Raw genomic sequence first — 22,097 nt, forward strand, 5'->3', positions numbered from 1 at the left:
GAAAGAGTAAACTGAAAACAGTCTCTCTTTCCATTTCATGTAAAATATAATGCCCTTCGGATTAATCTTCTCCGACAATCAGAACTTCCGTGCAGAGCTCCACATCGAATTTATCCATTACTGTGGACTGGATATAGCTGATGAGATTCAGCACATCCCTAGCTTCGGCATGGTCCTTGTTGATGACAAATCCGCTGTGCTTCTCGGAAACCTGTGCACCACCGATCTGATAGCCTTTAAGGCCCGCATCCTGGATCAGCTTTCCCGCATAATGTCCAGTAGGTCTCTTGAAGGTGCTTCCAGCGGAAGGAAATTCCAGTGGCTGCCTGTCTTCTCTTCTATGGGTGAGATCATCCACTTTGGCTTTGATTTCATCCTTGTTTCCATCTTCCAGTACGATTTTCGCATCCAGAACCACATATCCGTTGGTTTTCACAGCCGATGTTCTGTACCCCAGTTCAAGCTCATCCCTCTTTAATGTGAGCACCTTAAGGTCCGGCGTCATGACACGAACACTATCCAGGACAAAAGACATTTCCCCATCATAGGCCCCTGCATTCATGAATACAGCTCCGCCTAAGGTACCTGGAATACCGCATGCGAACTCAAATCCGCTGAGTCCATTCTCATAGGCAGTCTCTGAAATATCTTCAAGAAGTGCACCGCACTCTGCAGTGATGATTTCTCCCTCTACCGAGATCTTTTTGATCATTTCCGTCTTTATGACAATTCCCCTGATTCCACCGTCTTTTACAAGCAGGTTGGACCCATTCCCGATGAGAAAAGCGGGGATGTTGTTTTTTCTGACATAATGGATCACCTTGATCAGTTTTTCCACTGATTCGGGAATCACCAGAATATCTGCAGTACCGCCGATTTCAAACCAGGTGTGGTTCTTCATAGGTTCGTCCAGCAGAATTTCCTCCTTCTTGAGGAATGATGCCAATTCTTCATAGGCATTCAAATATCTATTCATTCTCAATGCTCCTTAAACTTAATTCCATCTATGCATTATACACAATAGGACGAAATAAATAAATAGGCATTATGTGAAAGTCTTGCTGAAGATTATCCTTAGCCCCACAATATCTGCAAATTTATCCTTATATTTATTATAATACATGATTTTATCAGAATGGTTAAGGAAAGATTACTGATTTCCTAACAGAATCCTTCAGAATCGGGGTTTACTCACCTGAATACAGCCCCGTTTCCCATGAACATCAGTTGCTGGTTTCAGAATAAATGAATCGGCTTCCGTTTTCTATGATCTCGCCAAACCCTTCCAGATACACCAGCACATCTCCATCTATGAGAAACGTGTAGCTCTCCTCCGGCCCGGCTCGAAGAATCAGCCTGTCCCCTTCCACTTCATAAGATCCCATAGGCCGATAGGACAGTGCCAGGCCTCGACTGAACTGAAAGCCACCTTCTTCAAGAAACACATAGGTGAAAAGCTCAGGGTTTCCATCAAGATGATAGGTTCCCATCTTCACTTCAGACTTCCCCATGCATCCAGTTATAGAAACAGCCAGCATCATAACAAGTACGATCAATATCAATTTCTTCATGATTCAATCTTCCTTTCTATGTATCAGTGGTAACCATGCAGCCGCAGCCTACAGATTCTCATCCTGGTGGCGGTCTTCCTGCCTGGACTTCTTGTCCTCCTCACCATTCCCATGGAAATAGGCATGAATGCTTTCCGCCGTCTGTCTGTCGATGGACGGCGTTTCCTGAAGCATTTCCACAGTAGCTTCACGGATGGCATCGATGGAGCCGAACTTCAGCATCAGATTCTTTCTTCTGGTGGCACCGACTCTTGGAATGTCCTCCAGTATGGAATGCAGCGTCCTCTTGTCTCTTAAGGTTCTATGATAGGTGATGGCAAAGCGATGCACCTCGTCCTGAATCTTCGTCAGGAGATTTCTCGCTTCCTTCATATCCCTTAGTCCATACTCTCTGTTGATGTAGATGATGCCTCGCGTGCGGTGATAGTCATCCTTCACAAGCCCCATGACCGGAATCTCGATATCCAGTTCCCTGAGTACTTCAAGGGCGATGTTCACCTGTCCTTTTCCCCCATCCATGATGATGAGGTCCGGGAAGATTGAGAATTTTCCACCGGTGTAATCCAGCTTTCTTTCCTGGATTTCTCTGACTTCACTTAGCCCTCTCTGGAATCGTCTGGTGAGAATCTCTCGCATGGAGTCATAATCATTGGCACCTTTGACGGTTCTGATCTTGAATCTTCTGTAGTCGCTTCGCTTGAACTTGTTCTTTTCATAGACTACCATGGTCCCAACAGAATCCACGCCCTGAATATTGGAAATATCAAAGGCTTCGATTCTTTCCGGCAGATCCTCCAGTTCGAGCGTCGATGCCAGCTGACTTAAAGCAAGACTGCTGGTTTCATACTCGCTGAGAATCTTCTGCTTGAACTGATCGATGGTGGCTTTGGCATTGCTCTCCGCCAGGCCCAGCATATTGAGCTTATCTCCTCTTTTGGGCGTATGTAGACCTACATTCTTTCCTCTTCGCATGGTGAGCCAGTCCACAAGGACCTGGTCATTCACTTCCGCTCTGCTGTAGATGGTCTTGGGCACAAAGGCTGTACCGCTGTAATAGCTCTTGATGAAGTCCGTCAGAATCTTCTCCTCTTCTTCCTTCGCAAAGCCTTTGAGAATGTAATGCTCTCTTCCTGTTAGTTTTCCGTCTCTCACGTTGAAGACCTGAACGGATACATCCTCCTCATCCTTATGGATGCCGATGTAGTCCTCATCATCCAGTCTTCTGGTGAATACCTTCTGCTTCTGAAGCGTCTTGTCGATGGCGAAGAGCTTATCTCTCAGATGCGCCGCCCGTTCAAAGTCCAGGGCTTCCGATGCTTCGAGCATCTCTTCCTTCAGAGATTTTCTGATCTTCACATCCCTTCCTTCCAGAAGGTTTATGATGTCCTCGATCATGAGCCCGTAATCCGCTTTGGAGATATATCCCGCACAGGGTGCCTTGCAGAGTCCCAGATGATAATTGAGACAGGGTTTTGTGGGCTCACCAAGCTCCAGAATCACTCTTCTGCAGGTTCGGATGGGATAGATCTTCTTGATGGTGTCCAGGGTCTCATGGACCGCATTCACGTCAGTGTAGGGACCGAAATATCTGTTTCCGTCCCTGGCATAGGTTCTCGTCATATAGACTCTCGGGAAGTCCTCGTTGGTGGTGATCTTGATGAACGGAAAATGCTTGTCATCTTTCAGCAGCACATTGTATCTGGGGCTGTGCTTCTTGATGAGATTCATCTCGAGAATCAGCGCTTCCATTTCACTGTCCGTGATGATGTACTCGAATTCCGCCACCTTGCTGACCATGACCCTGGTCTTCTCCGAGTGGTTTTTCGTATTCTGGAAGTAGGACTTCACTCTTTTTTTCAGATTCTTGGCTTTACCTACATAGATAATTTCACCCAAGCTGTTTTTCATCAGATATACACCCGGATTATCCGGAAGTATACTGAGCTGATATTCTAAATCAAACACTCTATCACCTGTTCTCCGTGTACCATTTCATCAGTTCTCCTGCAATGGATGCCGCTTTTCCGCTGCCAGATCCGCCATCCAGAACGATGACCGCTATGGCGATTTCCGGATCCTCAAAAGGAGCATACCCTGTAAACCAGGAATTCTCCACATCGATGTATTCACCGCTGGTCATCTGGAATCTGCCCTGGGCAGTTCCCGTCTTTCCGCCTCCGCGAATGGAGGAGATGACTCTCATATTATCAGATTTCGAAGCATCCACATTGTTCTTCATATACGCTTTCACTGTCTGCGCTGTATCCACATCTGCCACTGTATTATAGAGGACAGGCTCAAATCTTTCCTTGGTGGTTCCGTCATATTTCAGAACGGAATTCACAAGTCTTGGCTTCATGAGCATGCCGTCATTGGCGATGGCTGCAGTGACCATGGCCATCTGCAGCGGATTCGCCTGGACATCTCCCTGGCCTATTCCCGTCAGGGCAAGCAGTCCGTCATCATTTTTCCCGTAGGCTGTATAGGAGCCGCTGACGAAATTGACCCCTGTCACATCCAGGCTCTCATTGAACCCGAATCTTTCAGCCACCTCTTTCATCTTATCTCCGCCCAGTTCAATGGCAAGTCCGCCGAAAACCACATTGGAGGATACTTCAAAAGCCTTCTGGAGGCTGATGTCTCCATATCTGTTGTCATTTACATTGGGGATCCCATTTCCCGCATTCACTTCCAGAAAACCATCGTCCTCGAAAATCCGGTCTTCCACGCCTTCAAGATCCTCCAGAGCTGCAAGCAGCGTGATGATCTTGAAGGTGGAACCGGGTGCATAGGTTCCTCTGGAGGCACGGTTCACGAATACGCCCTCATCATAGCCTTTTTCGTTGAGCTCTGCATAGAGTTCTTCCAGTCTGTTGGGATCATAGCTGGGCCGGTTGACCATGGCCAGAATCTCTCCTGTCTTCGGATTCAGCGCCACCACAGAACCTGAGGATCCCAGTTCATCTCCAAGAAGTTCATAGGCTTTTCTCTGAAGCTGGGCATCCAGCGTCGTCACCACATTGTTTCCCAGCTTCGTTCTGTTGATGATGGAGCCGGGGTCTCTGAACACTTCAAAAAAATTGTCTCTGGTTATGTTGATTTCATATTCATCCGTCACCAGGGTTCTGTCCATATAACTCTCAAGACTTGTCACTGTGGATTTGGTCACATAACCCAAAGTCTGCGCAAAGGCGGCACCCCCCTGATAGATTCTTTTCTGACTGCCATTGTCCTGTCTTTCGCTGTAGGACAGAACCGTTCCGTTTCTGTCATAGAGGGTGCCTCTCAGCACTCTGTTTCTTTCCACAGCACTTCTCACATTACCAGGCTTCGCTGCGATTTCCTCCGCCATAGTGGCCTGGAAATAGAGCATGTACCCCATGATGCCCATGAACAGGAGCAGAATCACTCCGGAGATGATTTTAATGTTTTTGTTCAATGTTTTTTTTCTTACTTCATCACGCATAATCTAAGCCTCCTCCGAAATCTTCTGTATGATACCCAGACTGAAGAAAACCGTCAGCATGGAAGTACCACCATAACTGATCAGTGGAAGTGTGATTCCTGTCAGAGGAATCATGTTGAGCACACCTCCGATGATGACAATGACCTGCATGGCAATCATCACGGAAAAACCTACCGCCAGGAGGGATGTGAAGGTCGATCTGGCCTTCAGGGCACTTCTGATGTTTCTGTAGAACAGAAGGAAGTAGATGATGAGAATGCCGAAGGAAAAGATCATCCCCAGTTCCTCCACGATGACCGCAAAGATATAATCTGACTCTCTCACCGGGATGTATTCCGGTGAACCGTTGCCAAGGCCCTGACCGAATAGACCTCCTGACGCCATGGCATAGAGTCCCTGAACAATCTGGTAACTTTCGTTGGCCGCATATTCCCAGGGTTTCAGCCAGATCATCACTCTTCTTCTGATGTGCGGAAAGAGCGCATAGCTCATGAGTGCACCCACAGCGCCCACCCCGAAGGATGCCAGCAGATATTTCAGTTTCGATGTCGCCGCAAAAATCATGGCGATGGCAATGAAGGCGAAAATCATGGCGGAACCGAGATCTCTCTGAAGCACCATGAATCCGATGGAAACCATCACGATGATGCCAGGCTCAATAAGAGACTTCAGTGTGGAAAAGTTCTTCAGGCTGCTTGCCAGATAGAAAACAAAGAAGATCTTTCCGAACTCTGAAGGCTGGAAGGAGATGAATCCGAGATCCACCCAGTTCTTCGCTCCGAATCTGGTCTCACCGATGAAGGTCGCCATGGCCATGAAGACCACCGTACCCACCAGATAAAGATATTTCAGTTTCGCAAAACGCTTCAGATCCGGAAGGATGATTACCAGAGCGATATACACACTCATGCCGATGATGAACCACAGAACCTGCTTGATGGCGATATCCGGATTCAGTCTGTACAGCACAGCAATACCGATGACCGGCAGGACGGATATGAAGGTCACAAGGAATTTATCTCCGTTGGAAAAGAACTTGTTCACCACGAAATGGGCATAGGCAATAAGCACGCACATGACCGCAGCCATGATCAGTGCCCCCACATCGAATACAGGCTGAAACACCGCAATATTGAAAAACATGGCAAAGGTCAGTAGAAATATTGGGATGAGCATTCTGATTTTTGCATCTTTCATGATATTCTCCTATGACACTTTCACTTTGAGCTTCAGGTTTCCCACTCGGATCATGTCGTCTTTCTTCAAGTACGTTTTCATCTCCAGTTTGTCTCCGTTCAGAAGGGTTCCGTTGGTGGACTTATTGTCTTCTATGACATATCGCCCTTCATGAGGAAAGATTCTGAAGTGATACCCGGAAGCATAGGGGTCTGTCAGTACAACCGTATTGTCGTTTTTTCTGCCGAAAGTCGCTTCTTCAGAAATGGTCATGGTTGCCCCCTTTCTGAGATTCTTGTTTTCACCGATTTCAAGCACCGTCAGTTTCAGGATATTCTCCCTTTCTTCCGACGGTCCATTCATGTCTTTGGACATGAGAATCAGTGAACGGATGATGATGAAAAATAATATGATAACGAAAAAGCCTGTAAAAGCTAGACTGATGATACGCTGAATATCCATAAATTCCTCCCATACAATTAGATTGATACCATTCTACCCTGAAAAGATTAATATTATTTGAATTCCATCTTAATCTGTCGATGATGCCCTGTTTCTATGTACTGATTATAATCAGCCTATTTCTATAATTCTATACCAAAAAAACCATAACACCAAAAGAATGCCCTCCATCATGGCAAAGCTCCGCTCTGATCTACCTATGTCGCAGACCCCAGCGGAGCGTATTCCTTATTTGAGCATTTTCTTCAGATACTGTCCTGTGTAGGAAGCTTCGTTTCTTGCCACTTCTTCCGGTGTGCCTGTCACGAGGACACTGCCACCCTTGTCTCCACCTTCCGGACCCAGATCGATGATATGGTCTGCGGACTTTATTATATCCAGGTTATGTTCGATGACGATGACGGAATTGCCTTGAGAGACCAGTCTCTGAAGGATCTCGTTCAGTCTCTTCACATCATCCGTATGAAGTCCCGTGGTGGGTTCATCCAGAATGTAGAGCGTCTGGCCTGTACTCACCTTGGAAAGTTCGAAGGCAAGCTTGATACGCTGCGCTTCTCCACCGGAAAGCTGCGTGGATGGCTGTCCCATCTTCACATAGCCCATGCCCACATCCATGAGGGTCTTTATTTTTCTGTGGATTCGAGGAAGATTCTCGAAGAACTTGGATGCCTCTTCCACCGTCATGTTCAGCACATCTGAAATATTGTTTCCTTTGTACTTCACTTCCAGCGTTTCTCTGTTGTATCTCTTTCCCTTGCAGACTTCGCAGGGAACATAGACATCGGAGAGGAACTGCATCTCGATCTTGATGATGCCATCTCCGGAGCAGGCTTCACAGCGCCCCCCCTTCACATTGAAGGAGAACCTGCCAGGCTTGTAGCCTCTTGCCTTTGCTTCAGGGGTGTTCGCATAGAGTTCCCTGATGCGGTCGAAGACACCCGTATAGGTCGCAGGATTGGACCTTGGTGTCCTTCCGATGGGACTCTGATCGATGTCGATGATCTTGTCGATGTTTTCAATCCCTACCACGTCCTCATGTCTACCAGGAAGAATTCTTGCCTTGTTCACTTTTCTGTGGACTGCTTTATATAGAATCTCATTGACCAGAGTCGATTTACCAGAACCAGACACACCCGTCACAGCCACAAGCTCTCTCAGCGGGAAGTCAACGGTGATGTCCTTGAGATTGTTTTCTCTGGCCCCTTTTACGGTGATGAAGGTTCCATCCCCTTCTCTTCTCTTTTCCGGGACTTCGATCTTCATTTCTCCAGTGAGATACTTCGCCGTGATGCTCTTCCTGGATCTCATGATCTGTTTCACGGTACCCTTGGCCACAACTTCTCCGCCGTGCTCTCCGGCTCCTGGACCGATATCCACCACATAGTCGGCGCTTCTTATGGTGTCTTCGTCATGTTCCACCACAATCAGTGTATTTCCGTTGTCTCTTAGGGCCTTCAGCGTTTCAATGAGCTTGTCGTTGTCTCTCTGATGAAGTCCGATGGAAGGCTCATCCAGAATATACAGAACCCCCATGAGACTGGATCCGATCTGAGTGGCAAGCCGGATTCTCTGCGCTTCTCCACCGGATAAGGTTCCCGCATTACGTGCCAGATTGAGATAATCAAGGCCAACGTTCACGAGGAAGCTTAGTCTTGCACGCACTTCATTGATGATCTGTTCTCCGATGATCACATCCCGTTCACTTGGCTTGTAGCTTTCAATGAATTTCAGCGCCTCATCAATGCTCAAGGTGGTGAATTCGTAGATGTTCTTTCCAGCCAGGGTCACTGACAGCACTTCCGGTTTAAGCCTTGCCCCGTTGCAGGTGGGACAGGGATTGCTGCTCATGAACTGTTCGATCTCACCTTTGATGTAATCGGAACCGCTCTCCAGGTAACGCCTTTTCAGGTTGTTGATTTCTCCCTCATAGGCATAGTTGTACTCGCCTCTGGAGTAGTTCTTGGTATAGAACACCTTAAGCTTCACACCTCTGGTTCCGTAAAGAAGAATATCCACAATATTGTCCGGCAGATCCTTTATGGGTGTGTTCAGATCGAATTTATACTTCTTGGACAACGCCTGAAGAATCCCGTAGGTCCAGGAATCCTCCTTCAGTCTGCCGTTCCCCCAGGAAGCGATGGCACCGTCCATGATGCTCTTCTTTCTATCGGGTATGACAAGATCCTCATCGATTTCCAGAAGGGTACCCAGACCGTCACAATGCTCGCATTTCCCATAGGGCGCATTGAAGGAGAAGAGCCTTGGTTCCAGCTCCTCGATGCCGATGTTGTGATCCGGACAGGCAAACTTTTCCGAAAATCTAAGGTCCTCTCCATCGATGATGCTGACGATGACATTTCCTTCTCCCAGCTTCAATGCCTGTTCAATGGATTCGGACAGTCTTCCTTTGATGTCTTCCCGAATCACAAGACGGTCGATGACCGCTTCGATATCATGCTTCAGCGTCTTCTTGAGATTCACGTCCTCTTCGGAGATGTCGATGATGGTTCCATCGATCCTCGCTCTTACATAACCTGCCTTCTTGATGGTTTCAAGAACCTTCTCATGTTCTCCCTTTTTCCCCTTGATCATGGGCGCAAGAATCTGGACCCTGGTCCTTTCAGGAAGCTCCAGGATCTTATCCACCATCTGGTCCACACTCTGGGAGGAGATCTCCTTACCGCATACAGGACAGTGAGGAACACCCAGCCTTGCATAGAGCAGTCTCAGATAATCATAGATTTCCGTGACGGTACCCACTGTGGATCTGGGATTTTTGGATGTGGTCTTCTGATCGATGGCGATGGAAGGGCTGAGCCCTTCTATGGACTCCACATCCGGTTTATCCATCTGGCCCAGGAATTGTCTGGCATAGGAGGACAGAGACTCCACGTAGCGCCTCTGCCCTTCCGCATAAAGCGTGTCAAAAGCCAGGGATGACTTTCCTGAACCGGACAGTCCTGTAAACACCACCAGCTTATCTCTTGGTATTTCCAGACTTATATTCTTGAGATTGTTGACTTTTGCACCTTTTATTACTATATTTTTCATTTTCTCTCCATTTATACTGACTAACCCTGTCTGTTTCGGATCAGTTCTTTTTTCAGTTTAGCGATTTCATCACGAATGTAGGCAGCTTTCTCGAATTCCAGTTCCTTGGATGCCTTGTACATGTCCAGCTCCAGTTTTTTTATGGTCTTTTCGAGATTCTCCTTATTATACTTTACAGCTTCATCCAGAGACTCAAATTCCGTGATCTCATCCACCACCTGTGTAATCTCCAGTACGCTTCGAATGTCTTTCTTGATGGTGGTCGGTGTGATGTCGTGTTCTCTGTTGTACTCTTCCTGTATCTTTCTTCTTCGAGCCGTCTCAGACATGGCTCGATCCATGGAATTGGTGATCCGGTCCGCATATAGAATGACCTTGCTTTCACTGTTTCGGGCTGCACGACCGATGGTCTGAATCAGAGATGTCTCGGATCTCAGGAACCCTTCCTTATCCGCATCCAGGATGGCCACCAGAGCAACCTCCGGAATATCCAGTCCTTCTCGCAGGAGATTGATCCCCACCAGCACATCCACTTCACCTAATCTCAGGTCCCGGATGATTCTCATTCTTTCCATGGTATCGATGTCCGAGTGCATATAGGTCACCTTCACCCGAAGCTCCTTGAAGTACTTGGTGAGGTCTTCCGCCATACGTTTGGTCAGCGTCGTGATGAGGACCCGGAAACCTCTTTCCACCGTTTTAATGATTTCTCCATAAAGATCATCGATCTGCCCTTTCACAGGCTTTATGATCACTTCCGGATCCATGAGGCCAGTAGGTCTTATGACCTGTTCTGCCACCACGGCGGAATGCTCCTTCTCGTACTTGGAAGGGGTTGCTGAAACGAAGAGAACCTGTTTGATCTTCTCCTCGAACTCCTCGAACTTCAGGGGTCTGTTGTCAAAAGCGGATGGCAGTCTGAATCCGTACTCCACCAGATTCTCTTTTCTGGAACGGTCCCCTGCATACATGGCTCTGACCTGTGGCAGCGTCACATGGGACTCATCGATGAAAAGAAGAAAGTCATCGGGAAAATAGTCTATGAGGGTCTTGGGCGGTGTATGAGGTGGTCTTCCATCCAGTATTCTCGAGTAGTTCTCGATTCCGGAGCAGTATCCCATCTCCATCATCATCTCGATGTCGAAGTTGGTTCTCTGCCTGAGTCTCTGGGCTTCCAGAAGCTTGTCCTGACTGTTCAGCTCCTTAATTCTCACTTCCAGTTCCGCTTCAATCTCCTTGATGGCCCGCTGAAGATTATCATAGGAAGTGGCAAAGTGAGACGCCGGGAACAGAACGATATGGGAAAGCTCATGGATGATCTCGCCCGTCAGCACATCAAATTCTCTGATTCTCTCGATCTCATCTCCGAAAAACTCCACGCGAATTCCCTTCGCCGATTCATTGGCGGGAATCACGTCCAGAATATCTCCACGCACTCTGAAAGAACCTCTGGAAAAATCAATGTCGTTGCGTTCATACTGAATCTCGATGAGTTTGCGGATCACATCATCTCTGTCCTTGATCATGCCAGGTCTCAGAGAGATGGAAAGATCTCTGTATTCATCTGGATTACCCAGACCGTAGATACAGGAAACCGAAGCCACAATGATGACATCTCTTCTTTCAAATAAAGCGGATGTGGCGGAGTGCCTCAGTTTGTCGATTTCTTCATTGATGGAAGAATCTTTTTCTATATAGGTATCCGTCTGCGCCACATAGGCTTCAGGCTGATAGTAATCATAGTAGGAAACAAAGTATTCCACAGCACTCTCAGGAAAGAACTCTCTGAACTCCGAGGTCAGCTGCGCTGCCAGAGTCTTGTTATGGGCAAGGACCAGTGTCGGTCTCTGGGTTCTTTCGATGATGTTGGCCATGGTGAATGTCTTACCTGAACCGGTGACACCAAGGAGCGTCTGTCCCCGATTTCCGCTTTCTATGGATGCAACCAGTGTGTTGATGGCATCCGGCTGATCACCTGTAGGTTTGAATTTCGATGCGATCTTGAAGGTTCCCTCCATTTTCATCACCCCTTCCGTTATTCCTTATCTATTATACTCTTTCGCATTTAATAAGTACATATGTTCATTTATTATTAACAGTCCTGTAAAGTCTATGCGTTTTCTCGGTCAGGTAAAGTGAGCTGATCTGATGGAGGCACAATGATGATGCCCGTGCTGGTCTCCTTGTCGATGGTGAACTTCACTGCCTTCTCCTGCTCATGTTCGTCCCGGACCATAAGATTTACGTCCCGTTCATAGTGAAGGGTGCCCATGAAGGCGATGAGCGCCTTGTAGGAGGGGTCTTCTGCTTCATTCAGAGACAGAATTCTGTCTCCGGATCGAAGACCGGATCTGTATGCAGGTGTGTTTTCTCTCACTTCCAGGATCATGATTCTGTCCTCATCAGAAGTGAAAAAAGGCTTTCTTCTGCTTTCAATAAGCCTGAATGCCATTTTCTCGAGATAAATCAGAAGAGGCACCAGAATGATCAGGAGATATACCGATTCCATAGAATAGCTTACGATGATGGACCCCATAAGAATCAGCGATCCCGCAAGCATCTTCAGTCCGCTCAGAAGAAATACGGCCTGCTTCTTGCTGAAAGTCATCACAGTTTCCTGAACATGGAAAAGATGAAACAGCGTCAGATAGAATACGGATGACCCCAGTATGCTCCCTGAGGCGGTATAGAATCCGACCGCTGCAGGAAGCAGATAGGTCTTCTCCACTTTGAATCCTCCCCTGATGATTCCATTTCTTGAGAAAAGCACTGGCATGAATCCATGCTTCCTGCTGAGAAGCAGCATCAGTCCATGAACCATGTAAATCAGACCCATGAAAAGATAGAGATTCACAAGATCCAGCACAGGGATGACCTCCTGATTGAGAAGATACCCCGCAAGAAATACCGCCATGACGTTGATGCCTGAATTGACATATCCTGAAAATCTTGTAACCGAAAATACGGTCAGAAGAAATATGATCTGCACTTCCATATAGGAGTAGAAAGCAATATTAAAAACACCAGCAATGATACTGATGACAAAGCCTCCCGCAATTCCGGAAATCATCTGATATAAAGTTAAAACTAGGGGAGAGTCTTCACTATCCCCTAGTACTATTCTTCTTACATTCGCTTCTTTTGTATTCTTCATATAGAACACAATCAGCAGAATCAGCATGATCAGAATTTGCGGTGAAGCGAATATACTGAAATATCCATTAAGAATTTCCATGAACATCCTTCATCCTCTTTCTTTACTGCATCATCTCTCTCAAGACTTCAACAGCTTTCTGTAGTTGTGTGTCGTTTTCCATGGTAAGAGGCACTTCTGTGTCTTCAGGTATTTCCACTTCGATATCCGGAACAATTCCTTCTCCGTGGATGTTGATTCCATCTGGAGAATAATACGAAGATACCGTCACTTTCACAGCTTCGCCGTTCCCCACCTGATATACCATCTGGACTATACCTTTCCCGAAGGATTTCTGTCCCACCAGAGTGGCCGCTTCGTAATCTTTCAGCGCTCCGGAAACCACTTCGGAAGCAGATGCGCTGCCGCCATCGATGAGCACCACAAGGGGTACACCGATGAAATCCCCGCCATAGGATCTGTACTCTTTTTTCTGCTCATACTTATCCAGTGTATAGAGAATGGTCTGATCCTTCTCCACAAAGAGCGAGGCCACATCCACAGCTTCGTCCAGGAATCCGCCTGGATTTCCCCTAAGATCCAGAATGTACCCTTCGGCACCCTGTTCTCTCAGATCCTCCATGGCTTCTCTTACCTGTTCTGCGGTATTGTTGCTGAACTGAAGCATGGTCACATGGGCAATATCGCCCTGAAGCATTTCAGATTCCACATTCACGATGGTGATGCTTGCTCTTACGATGGTGATATCCTGCTCCTCGCCATTTCTCATGATTGTGAGAATTACAGGTTTCCCTTCTTCTCCTTTGATCACGGATACGGCCTTGTCCAGGTCTGTGCCTTGATACTCCACACCTTCCACTTTCGTGATGAAGTCGCCTGAACGAAGTCCGGCTTCGTAGGCAGGAGATCCTTCAAAAGGTGTGATGACGACGATCTTATCTTCCTTGATGCCCACGATGACGCCTATGCCGACATAATTGCCGTCGCCGTCATCATTGAAATCCTTATATTCTTCAGCATTGAAGAACACCGTATAGGGATCTCCGATGGAATTGACCATACCTTTGATGGCTCCTTCCACAAGAGCATCCTGATCGATGTCCTGATAATACTGACTGTTTATGACATCTCTTACTTCATATAGTTTGTCAAAGGACGAATCCCCGACCACGGGTGTTCCATTATCTATGATTTCCTTGCTGTTCAAGGAACCATATACGGTTCCGAAGAAGAACGCACCTGTTCCTATGATCAGAATCAGAAAAAAAGTTATTATCTTACTGGTACGTTTTTTATTGCTGTCCTCATACAATGTAATCACCCTCCAAATTCATTATACATCCAGGAATCTCTTCAGTGCAATAAAGCTTCCCAGTGCTCCGATTACAAGCCCTGTGATTCCGAACTGCCAGGAGAAGTTCTGCATGACATATTGTGGAGTGACAAGTTCCGCATAAAACATGCTCTGGGTAACATCTGCATAAACCACTCTATAAGCGGAGTAAACAACGCCAAATGCGATGATTCCTCCCACAAGTCCCATGATCATCCCTTCAATGATGAAAGGCCATCTGATGAACCAGTCTGTTGCACCAACAAACTTCATGATTCCGATTTCTCTTCTTCTTGAATATACCGTCAGCTTGATGGTGTTGGAAATCAGGAACAGTGAAACCAGAACCAGAATGATGAAGATGACTACACCCATACTTCTGATGAGTTTTGCAAGTCCGATGATCTTCTCGACGGTTTCTCTTTCATTTCCGACATCTTCCACGCCTCTTACGCCCGTTAGAGCATCTTCAACTCTCATGGCGGCTTCCGGTTCATCCAGACTGATCACAAATGAGTTAGGAAGCGGATTTCTTTCTTCTGAGAAACCTGTGAGAATGGAATTGTCTTCTCCCAGTCTTTCCTTGAAGTGTTCAAAGGCTTCTTCCTTTGTCTCATAATATACTTCTTTGACGCCTTCCACTGAGTTTATGATGCTTTCCACATTGCTCTGCTCCGTGGTTGTGATGCCGTCATTGAGGTAGGCTTTGATTTCCACTTTGGATTCCACGGATTCCACACCCATATTGATGGTCTGTGCCACAAGCAGGAACACACCGAATATGAAGAGTGTTGCGGAAACGGTAACGATACTTGCCAGTGTTATGGTCTTATTTCTCTTGAGGCTTTTCAGGGCATCAAGGGTGAACATCTTAATTTTCTGCATTGAATTCATACCTGCCCTTCTTTTCGTCTCTCACAATCTGTCCCTTCTCCAGGGCGATTACTCTTCGTTTGCTGGAATCCACGATATCTTTCGCATGGGTAGCCATGAGAATGGTTGTCCCTGCTCTGTTGATGTCCATGAGCAGTCTCATGATATCCTTCGCTGTTTCAGGGTCCAGATTTCCTGTGGGCTCGTCTGCAATAAGAAGAGTAGGATTGTTGGCGATGGCTCTGGCAAGAGAAACTCTCTGCTGCTCTCCACCGGACAATTCACTTGGAAAACTCCTTGAGCGGTCTGATAATCCCACCAGTGCAAGAACCATAGGAACTCTTCTTCGGATCTCCTTTGGTGTAGCATCGATGACACGCATGGCAAAAGCCACATTCTCATATACATTCAATGTAGGAATGAGTCTGTAATCCTGGAATACCATACCGATTTTTCTTCTGTAGTATGGGACATCCTTTTTTGTGACACCCATCAGGTTCTTGTTCCCGACAATCACTTCTCCGCTGGTGGGCTCCACTTCCTTGAGAAGCATCTTAACGAAGGTGGATTTACCCGCTCCGCTGGCACCTACCAGAAAGACGAACTCTCCGGAGTCGATTCTCACACTGATGTTGTCCAGTGCAAGGACTTTATTGTCATATTTTTTCGTGACATTCTTAAACTCTATCATATTACATCTCCCAATGTTCTTATTGCTGTTCCATCTGAAAAAAATCTGTTTTTTCAGTTCCGATATCTCGTTGAAGCTCTGTACTTTCGCATGGATTTTTCATTATCCTCACGAGTACTAATTATGTCATAATAATGTAAAGATTTTATGAAGAAAACTTGTCTTCACATATCACTCTGATGTCGGCTACAGCTTGATGTCCATAAACCCTTCTCCAAGCACCTCATGGACTTCATTGACGGAGATGAATGCCTTAGGATCGATTTCCTTGATGTAGCTTCTCAGCCTGATGTATTCACGTCTGCTGAGGATCACGTAGAGAATCTGAATATCTTCCGAGGTGTATCCTCCATATCCGTTCAGGACCGTGCAGGATTTGTCCAGCTCTTCGATGATGAACTTTATGATCTGTTCTTCTCTTTTGCTGATGATCATCAGTTCCTTGGATGTGTTGAAACCATCGATGAGTCTGTCGATGAGCGTTCCATTGGCCACGATGCATAGCAGCGCATAAAGACCTGCTGTGATGCCGAAGGTGGCAAGCCCTGTTATACCGATGATGAAATCCACCGCAAGGAGGGATTTCCCGATCTCCACATGAATATATTTATTCAGAATTTTAGCCAGGATATCCGTTCCTCCGGTAGAAGCCCCGTAATTGAATACCATGGCCATACCCGTTCCGATGATCAGTGCACCTACTGCTGCGTTGATGAAAAGATCTTCCGATAGAATTACAGGTGTGAAGAATGTTTCCATGATCCACATGATTCCAGACAGACCGAAGGAAGCATATAGGGTTTTCGCTCCGAATCCGCCCCCCAGTGTAAGGAAGGCCACCGCAAAGAGAATCAGGTTCAGAATCAGGATGATGATGCCCACAGGCAGTAGTGGAATGAAATTATTGATGATGATGGCAAGACCTGAGACACCACCAGCGGCGATGTTGTTGGGGATATGAAAATACTCCAGCCCGAAAGCCACAAGAAATATCCCTACTGTGATCATGACAAAATCCTTGACGCTAAACTTTTTAATCATTTCTTTCATGGCTTACCTCCAGTTTTCTTTCAGTTCTCACCGACTGTTTTCTTTGGCATGCTGAATCCCTGTCCCAGTACCTCTGTGGTACTGCTGACGGTGACGAAGGAATCCGGATGATGCTCTCTCAGATACATTTTCAGATGAACGAACTCCTTGGTCGAAAGAACCGTGTAGATCACATGATTCTCGGCACCGGAAAATCCGCCTTCCCCCGAAAAAATCGTCGCCCCTCTCTGGATGTCATTGACGATGAAGGATTTCACTTCCTCCTTGTCTCTGGTAATGATGAAGACCTGCTTCTTCTCATTGAATCCACCCACCACACGGTTGATGACGATACCATTGAGAAAGGTTGCAAGCCCCGCATACAGACCTCTTTCCAGACCAAAGAAAAATGCCACAAGAACCACCACGATGAGATCGATGATGGTCATGGACAAGCCCATGGAAAGGTGTGTGTATTTATTCAGAATCTTAGCCAGGATGTCTGTTCCGCCAGTGGACGCATCCTGATTGAATACAATGCCCAGACCTGTTCCCAGAAGAAGGATCCCCAGGATACTGGCCAGCATGAGATCGTCTGTAATATTCTCCGGTCTGATGATGTTCTCGATGATCCACATGATGATGGATAGGGAGAAACTTGCATAGATGGTCTTGAACCCGAAGCCTCCACCCAGAAGCCGAAATGCCAGGAGAAACAGAATGATATTAAGTATGATGACATAGGTGGATACGGAAACCAGTGGCGTTACTGAATTCAGCACCAGTCCGATCCCAGATACACCACCTGGCGCAATCTGATTGGGTACGAAAAACAGCTGAATGGCCAGCGCCACAAGGGCAGACCCGAAGGTAATGAGTACATATTCTTTGTATTTCTTCATCTTTGCTCCTACACGTATTCTCTTCTTTCGATTTCTTCATTATTTTTCATGTAGATTCTGGGCACTCTCTTGGAAACCGCACAGACCACTTCGTAAGGTATGGTTCCAAGGATCTTCGCCATATGGTCCGCCGTGAAGGAAACACCGTTTTCTTCCCCCATAAGCGTCACCACATCCAGCACCTTCACATCCGGAACTTCAGTCACATCCACCATAATATGGTCCATGCAGACGGAGCCCACCTGAGGGCATAGAACGCCATGGACGATGACCTTGGCTTTTCCCGAAAGTCCACGGAAGTATCCGTCGGCATATCCGATGGGAATCGTTGCAATCCTGGTCGCCTCTTTCTCCGTGATGAACTTGTGTCCGTAGCTGATGCCGGTCCCCTTGGGTACCGTCTTCAGCTGGATGATTCGGCCCTTGATGCTCATGACAGGTTTCAGAGACAGGTTCTCTTTCTTCACCTCATCGGAAGGATGATATCCATAGAGGATGATGCCCGGCCGCACGCTTTCCAGATAAGTCTCCTTAAGGTCTACAATTGCAGCACTGTTTGCCACATGTTCATGTTCAAAAACAACTCCCGCTTCTTTCAGCTTCGTGATGGCGGCTTTATATTTTTCAAGCTGAATATAGGTGGTTTTCTTATCTTCGTAGTCTGCTGAAGCGAAATGGGTGTAAATGCTGTTCATCTCGATATGCTTCAGCTTCTTCATCCGTATGATTTCAGCAATGCCTTCTTCATCCGGCTGGAATCCTACCCGGCCAATACCTGTATCCAGAGAGATGAGAATCTTCGCGGTTTTTCCCAGCTTTCCGGCCACCTGGTCCAGCCTCTCCACATCCTCATAGGAAAGGCAGTTCAGTATGATGTCATGATTGATGGCATCAGAATAATAAGCCGGAGGCGTATAGCTTAAAACCATGATCGTTTCTCTGACTCCGCTCTCTCTCATCTCAAGCGCTTCTGTGATCACTGCCACACCGAAGGCTTCCGCACCGGCTTCCACCATGGTCTGTGCTACACAGGACGCGCCATGACCATAGGCATCGGCCTTGACGATGGCTACCAGCCTGCTCTTTCCCACAAGCTTCTTGATGTTCCTGACATTATATGCCAGATGATCGAGATTGATTTCTGCCCATAAAGGTCTCATTTTTTCGTTCCTCATTGTATTTGAAGCGCTCCCTTTATCTTATTTCCCATAAACTCTGAATTTTTGTCCATCTATTATCTTATCATAACCTCATAGATGATTTCATTACTTTGCCTGATATTTCATATTCATCGTCACGCATCCGGGCTGATTCTCATTTACAGGTCTCTTTTTTTCTGAATTGGAGCTTTTTCATGTAATACGGGATATTCTCGATGATTTCCGAAGCTTTCACACTGTAGCGTTCCTTCGCCAGCTGATCCCCGATGCATCCATGTATATAGGTGCCAAGCACTGCAGCTTCGAAAGGAGAAATCCCCTGTCCCGATAAGGAGGCGATGATTCCCGTCAGGGCATCTCCCATGCCACCCTGAGCCATAGCTGAAGAACCTGTGGAATTGATGTTCACTCTTTCTCCATCTGTGATCACCGTATGGTATCCCTTAAGGACGACGATGACGCCATGCTCCTTCGCAAAGCTCTTTGCAGCGTCTATTCTGTTTTCTTCGATTTCCTTCTTCGTTTTCCCGGTGAGCCTTGCCATCTCTCCCGGATGCGGTGTAAGAACCACATGGAAGCAAAGAGGCTTTAGTATTTCACATTTCCCTTCCAGCACATTCAGTCCATCGGCATCTATGACCAGTGTAGATCCTGTCTTCTCTTCTTCCTGAAGGGTCTTGACCACCCTTAAAAGAAGCTTCAGGGTGTCCCGGGAAGGGCCCAGTCCTGGACCGAAGGCCACAATGTCGGCTCTCCGGACGCCCTCTTCCAGGTTGTTCTCATAGAGGCTCATGATTTCCGTGAGCCTGGGCACCAGAACGCCCATGGTTTCATTATAGGAACAGAGTGTCACAAGACCTGAGCCTGTTGCAAGGGCCGCTTCTGCGCTCAGCATGGCCGCTCCTGTGAATCCTCTTGATCCGGCCACCACAAGCACCCTCCCGTACTGGTTCTTATGTCCGGTGATCTCTCTGTCCGGAAGGATCTTCATGACATCCTCTTCATCGGTTAGATATACCGCATCGGAGACTTCCTCCTTGAGTCTTTCCGGAATTCCGATTCTCTCCATTACAAGAACACCGGTATAGGGAATGGCCGTATAGGAAAGAAGTCCCTGTTTCATGGCTTCAAAAGTGACCGTTTTAGATGCTTTCACCGCTAGAGGCATCGGCATGCCTGAATCCGCCGACAAACCTGAAGGAACATCCACCGATAGAGTCTTTTCGGAGAAATCATTCATGTATTCAATGACTTCTCTGAAAAGCGGAGAAATCTCTCTGCTTAGGCCTGTTCCCAGAAGGGCATCCACCACCAGATCCGCATCTCTCAGCGCTTCAATGAAGGACCACAGATTTTCGGAATCAGACATCACTTCCACAGAGACATCGGTTTTTCTTATGATGTCGTAATAGATTTTCGCATCCCCTTCAGGTTCTTTCCCATCGGATACGTAGAACACATCCACTTCCTTATTCAGTTTCTTCAGTTTCCAGGCAAGAGCAAATCCATCCCCGCCATTGTTGCCAGGGCCACATACCAGAACAAAATAGTGGAGAGACAGATCCAGATGATTCATCACAGCCATGGCGGCATTTTCCATGAGAAGGATTCCCGGGATTCCATATTCCGAAACGGCACGTCTGTCCATTTCTCTCATCGCTTTGACATCTGTAACATGCATTACTTCTCCTCCTCGATAATAACCATGGCAATAGCTCTTTCCCGATCATGGGAAATGGTCAGATGAACGTGAAACTTCTTCTCTCCGAATCTTTCTTTCAGGTGGTCCTTCAGCGGCTCCATGTTGAAATAGGGTTTTCCCTCCTGATCCTTCAGCACTTCGATTTCCTTGAAGGAGATTCCTTTGATTCCCGTACCCAGGGCTTTGGAGAACGCTTCTTTGGCCGCATAGAATCCGGCCAGCCTTGACTTGGACTGTCCGCTTTTTTCAATTTCACCTTCCGTGAAGATTCGATTCTTTCTTCTTTCCGTATGGAAGGCAGTATGGACTCTTTCAATTTCAATGATATCAATCCCAGTACCTAAAATCATGCATTCACCACCTGTCTTTTACCCTAAATTATACTATGAAGAATATAGTATGATAAGAGAAGATAAATGACTTAGACCATTGTTCTTAGAAAGTTTATATTAGCCGCATCATGATAAAAAGCGTCCTGCTTTTCTGAAGCAGAACGCCTGTAACTTTCTTCGAACCTGTCTTACTGGTCTTCCTTCTCTTCTTTCGCCTCCATGGTCTTTCGGAATCGTTCCTTCAGCGCTTCAAATTTCCGCTCAGGAATGGAAAGTGTTTCTTCCTCATTCTCCATTTTTTCTCCATCCATATTCCGGTACATGTCCTGATCATCAGATTTCTTTTTACGAAGGAAGGGATGCTTCACATCCTTGACCTCTATCAGATAAGCATTCAGCGATGCACCGACTATCATGATGATCGACGTCAGTGACAGCCATAGCAGAAGACCGATCACAGCTCCAAGGGTTCCATAGAATCTGGAATAATCGGCAAAGTTATTGACATAGAACTGGAACAGAAAGGTGACTGTAATCCAGAGCAGCGTCGAAAAAACTGCGCCAGGAAAAGCATACTTGAACCTGATGTTTCGGATCGGTATGAACATATATGCCAGAGAAAGAATACCGAAAAGAAGTGCCACCGGTACGATGATTCTTAACACTTCAATGAGTCCTGCTGCTGGAAAGTGCGGGAAGTAGGAGGTGATGAGTCCTAGAATCTGCTTTCCGAATACGATTCCCACCAGTGCAAGGAGTATAGTCGTCGCCAGCATGATCACCCATACGATGGAAATGAGGTACTTGTATAGAATCCCACGATTGTTCGTGTATCCCATGGACTTGTTCATCCCCTTCATGAACGCCCTGAACCCTCCTGATGATGTGTAGACTGCCGCAAATACAGATGCGGATAAAAGGCCGCCTCTCTGATTCTGAACAAGGTCTATCACAGGTCCGCTGACCAGTTTATAGATTTCCTCCGGAAAACTCGTCTTCATGAGATTCAGCACATAGCTGGTATCCAGTCCCAGATAGGCAATAAGTGTCATGAGAAAGATCAGAAAGGGGAAGATGGACAGAAGAAGCCCATAGGTAAGCTGGTATGCATAGGCTATGCTGTCATCCCTTTTGATTTTCTTCAGAAACCCATTCATGAATTCCAGTGCATTTTTCATATCGTACCCCCTTCGGT

The 22,097-nt window shown here is 46.8% G+C and carries 18 protein-coding genes; all 18 read right to left on the minus strand.

What is annotated here, in order from left to right; all coding sequences use genetic code 11:
- Positions 1–61: 61 nt before the first annotated feature.
- Positions 62–976, minus strand: coding sequence for a UDP-N-acetylmuramate dehydrogenase (murB, locus tag ACHAL6_RS13220; protein WP_395271138.1), 915 nt, complete (start codon positions 974–976; stop codon positions 62–64).
- Between the two features lie 247 nt (positions 977–1,223).
- Positions 1,224–1,571 carry a hypothetical protein gene (locus tag ACHAL6_RS13225; protein ID WP_395271139.1) on the minus strand — a complete coding sequence of 116 codons (348 nt, stop codon included), beginning with the start codon at positions 1,569–1,571 and terminating at the stop codon, positions 1,224–1,226.
- 48 nt (positions 1,572–1,619) lie between these two features.
- Entirely contained in the window at positions 1,620–3,536 is a 1,917-nt protein-coding gene (gene uvrC, locus ACHAL6_RS13230) for an excinuclease ABC subunit UvrC (RefSeq protein WP_395271140.1), read from the minus strand.
- 4 nt (positions 3,537–3,540) lie between these two features.
- Positions 3,541–5,037: a peptidoglycan D,D-transpeptidase FtsI family protein gene (locus tag ACHAL6_RS13235; RefSeq protein ID WP_395271141.1), complete on the minus strand. Its 1,497-nt coding sequence runs from the start codon at positions 5,035–5,037 to the stop codon at positions 3,541–3,543.
- A gap of 3 nt (positions 5,038–5,040) precedes the next feature.
- Positions 5,041–6,234, minus strand: coding sequence for an FtsW/RodA/SpoVE family cell cycle protein (locus ACHAL6_RS13240; RefSeq protein ID WP_395271142.1), 1,194 nt, complete (start codon positions 6,232–6,234; stop codon positions 5,041–5,043).
- Positions 6,235–6,243: 9 nt separating this feature from the next.
- On the minus strand, positions 6,244–6,675 hold the full coding sequence (locus ACHAL6_RS13245; RefSeq protein WP_395271143.1) for an FHA domain-containing protein: 432 nt from the start codon (positions 6,673–6,675) through the stop codon (positions 6,244–6,246).
- 228 nt (positions 6,676–6,903) lie between these two features.
- Positions 6,904–9,726 carry an excinuclease ABC subunit UvrA gene (gene uvrA / locus ACHAL6_RS13250; protein WP_395271144.1) on the minus strand — a complete coding sequence of 941 codons (2,823 nt, stop codon included), beginning with the start codon at positions 9,724–9,726 and terminating at the stop codon, positions 6,904–6,906.
- A gap of 20 nt (positions 9,727–9,746) precedes the next feature.
- On the minus strand, positions 9,747–11,744 hold the full coding sequence (uvrB, locus tag ACHAL6_RS13255; RefSeq protein WP_395271170.1) for an excinuclease ABC subunit UvrB: 1,998 nt from the start codon (positions 11,742–11,744) through the stop codon (positions 9,747–9,749).
- A gap of 92 nt (positions 11,745–11,836) precedes the next feature.
- Positions 11,837–12,961, minus strand: a complete 1,125-nt coding sequence (locus tag ACHAL6_RS13260; protein ID WP_395271145.1) for a PDZ domain-containing protein — start codon at positions 12,959–12,961, stop codon at positions 11,837–11,839.
- Positions 12,962–12,983: 22 nt separating this feature from the next.
- A complete protein-coding gene (locus ACHAL6_RS13265) occupies positions 12,984–14,192 on the minus strand; it encodes a S41 family peptidase (RefSeq protein WP_395271146.1) in 1,209 nt (402 codons plus the stop codon).
- Between the two features lie 21 nt (positions 14,193–14,213).
- On the minus strand, positions 14,214–15,098 hold the full coding sequence (gene ftsX, locus ACHAL6_RS13270; RefSeq protein ID WP_395271147.1) for a permease-like cell division protein FtsX: 885 nt from the start codon (positions 15,096–15,098) through the stop codon (positions 14,214–14,216).
- A complete protein-coding gene (gene ftsE / locus ACHAL6_RS13275; protein ID WP_395271148.1) occupies positions 15,085–15,777 on the minus strand; it encodes a cell division ATP-binding protein FtsE in 693 nt (230 codons plus the stop codon). The genes ftsX and ftsE overlap by 14 nt, the downstream gene beginning before the upstream one ends.
- Positions 15,778–15,963: 186 nt before the next feature.
- Positions 15,964–16,827, minus strand: a complete 864-nt coding sequence (locus ACHAL6_RS13280; RefSeq protein ID WP_395271149.1) for a YitT family protein — start codon at positions 16,825–16,827, stop codon at positions 15,964–15,966.
- A gap of 20 nt (positions 16,828–16,847) precedes the next feature.
- Positions 16,848–17,708, minus strand: a complete 861-nt coding sequence (locus tag ACHAL6_RS13285; RefSeq protein ID WP_395271150.1) for a YitT family protein — start codon at positions 17,706–17,708, stop codon at positions 16,848–16,850.
- 8 nt (positions 17,709–17,716) lie between these two features.
- Positions 17,717–18,868 carry an alanine racemase gene (gene alr / locus ACHAL6_RS13290; protein ID WP_395271151.1) on the minus strand — a complete coding sequence of 384 codons (1,152 nt, stop codon included), beginning with the start codon at positions 18,866–18,868 and terminating at the stop codon, positions 17,717–17,719.
- A gap of 154 nt (positions 18,869–19,022) precedes the next feature.
- Positions 19,023–20,549, minus strand: coding sequence for an NAD(P)H-hydrate dehydratase (locus ACHAL6_RS13295; protein WP_395271152.1), 1,527 nt, complete (start codon positions 20,547–20,549; stop codon positions 19,023–19,025).
- On the minus strand, positions 20,549–20,920 hold the full coding sequence (gene acpS / locus ACHAL6_RS13300) for a holo-ACP synthase (protein WP_395271153.1): 372 nt from the start codon (positions 20,918–20,920) through the stop codon (positions 20,549–20,551). Before acpS ends, ACHAL6_RS13295 begins: the two co-directional genes overlap by 1 nt.
- 170 nt (positions 20,921–21,090) lie before the next feature.
- Positions 21,091–22,080 (minus strand): YihY/virulence factor BrkB family protein, encoded by a 990-nt coding sequence (locus tag ACHAL6_RS13305; RefSeq protein ID WP_395271154.1) that lies wholly within the window; start codon positions 22,078–22,080, stop codon positions 21,091–21,093.
- Between the last annotated feature and the right edge of the window lie 17 nt (positions 22,081–22,097).

This window comes from Proteiniclasticum sp. C24MP (assembly GCF_043951855.1).
Classification (GTDB): domain Bacteria; phylum Bacillota; class Clostridia; order Clostridiales; family Clostridiaceae; genus Proteiniclasticum.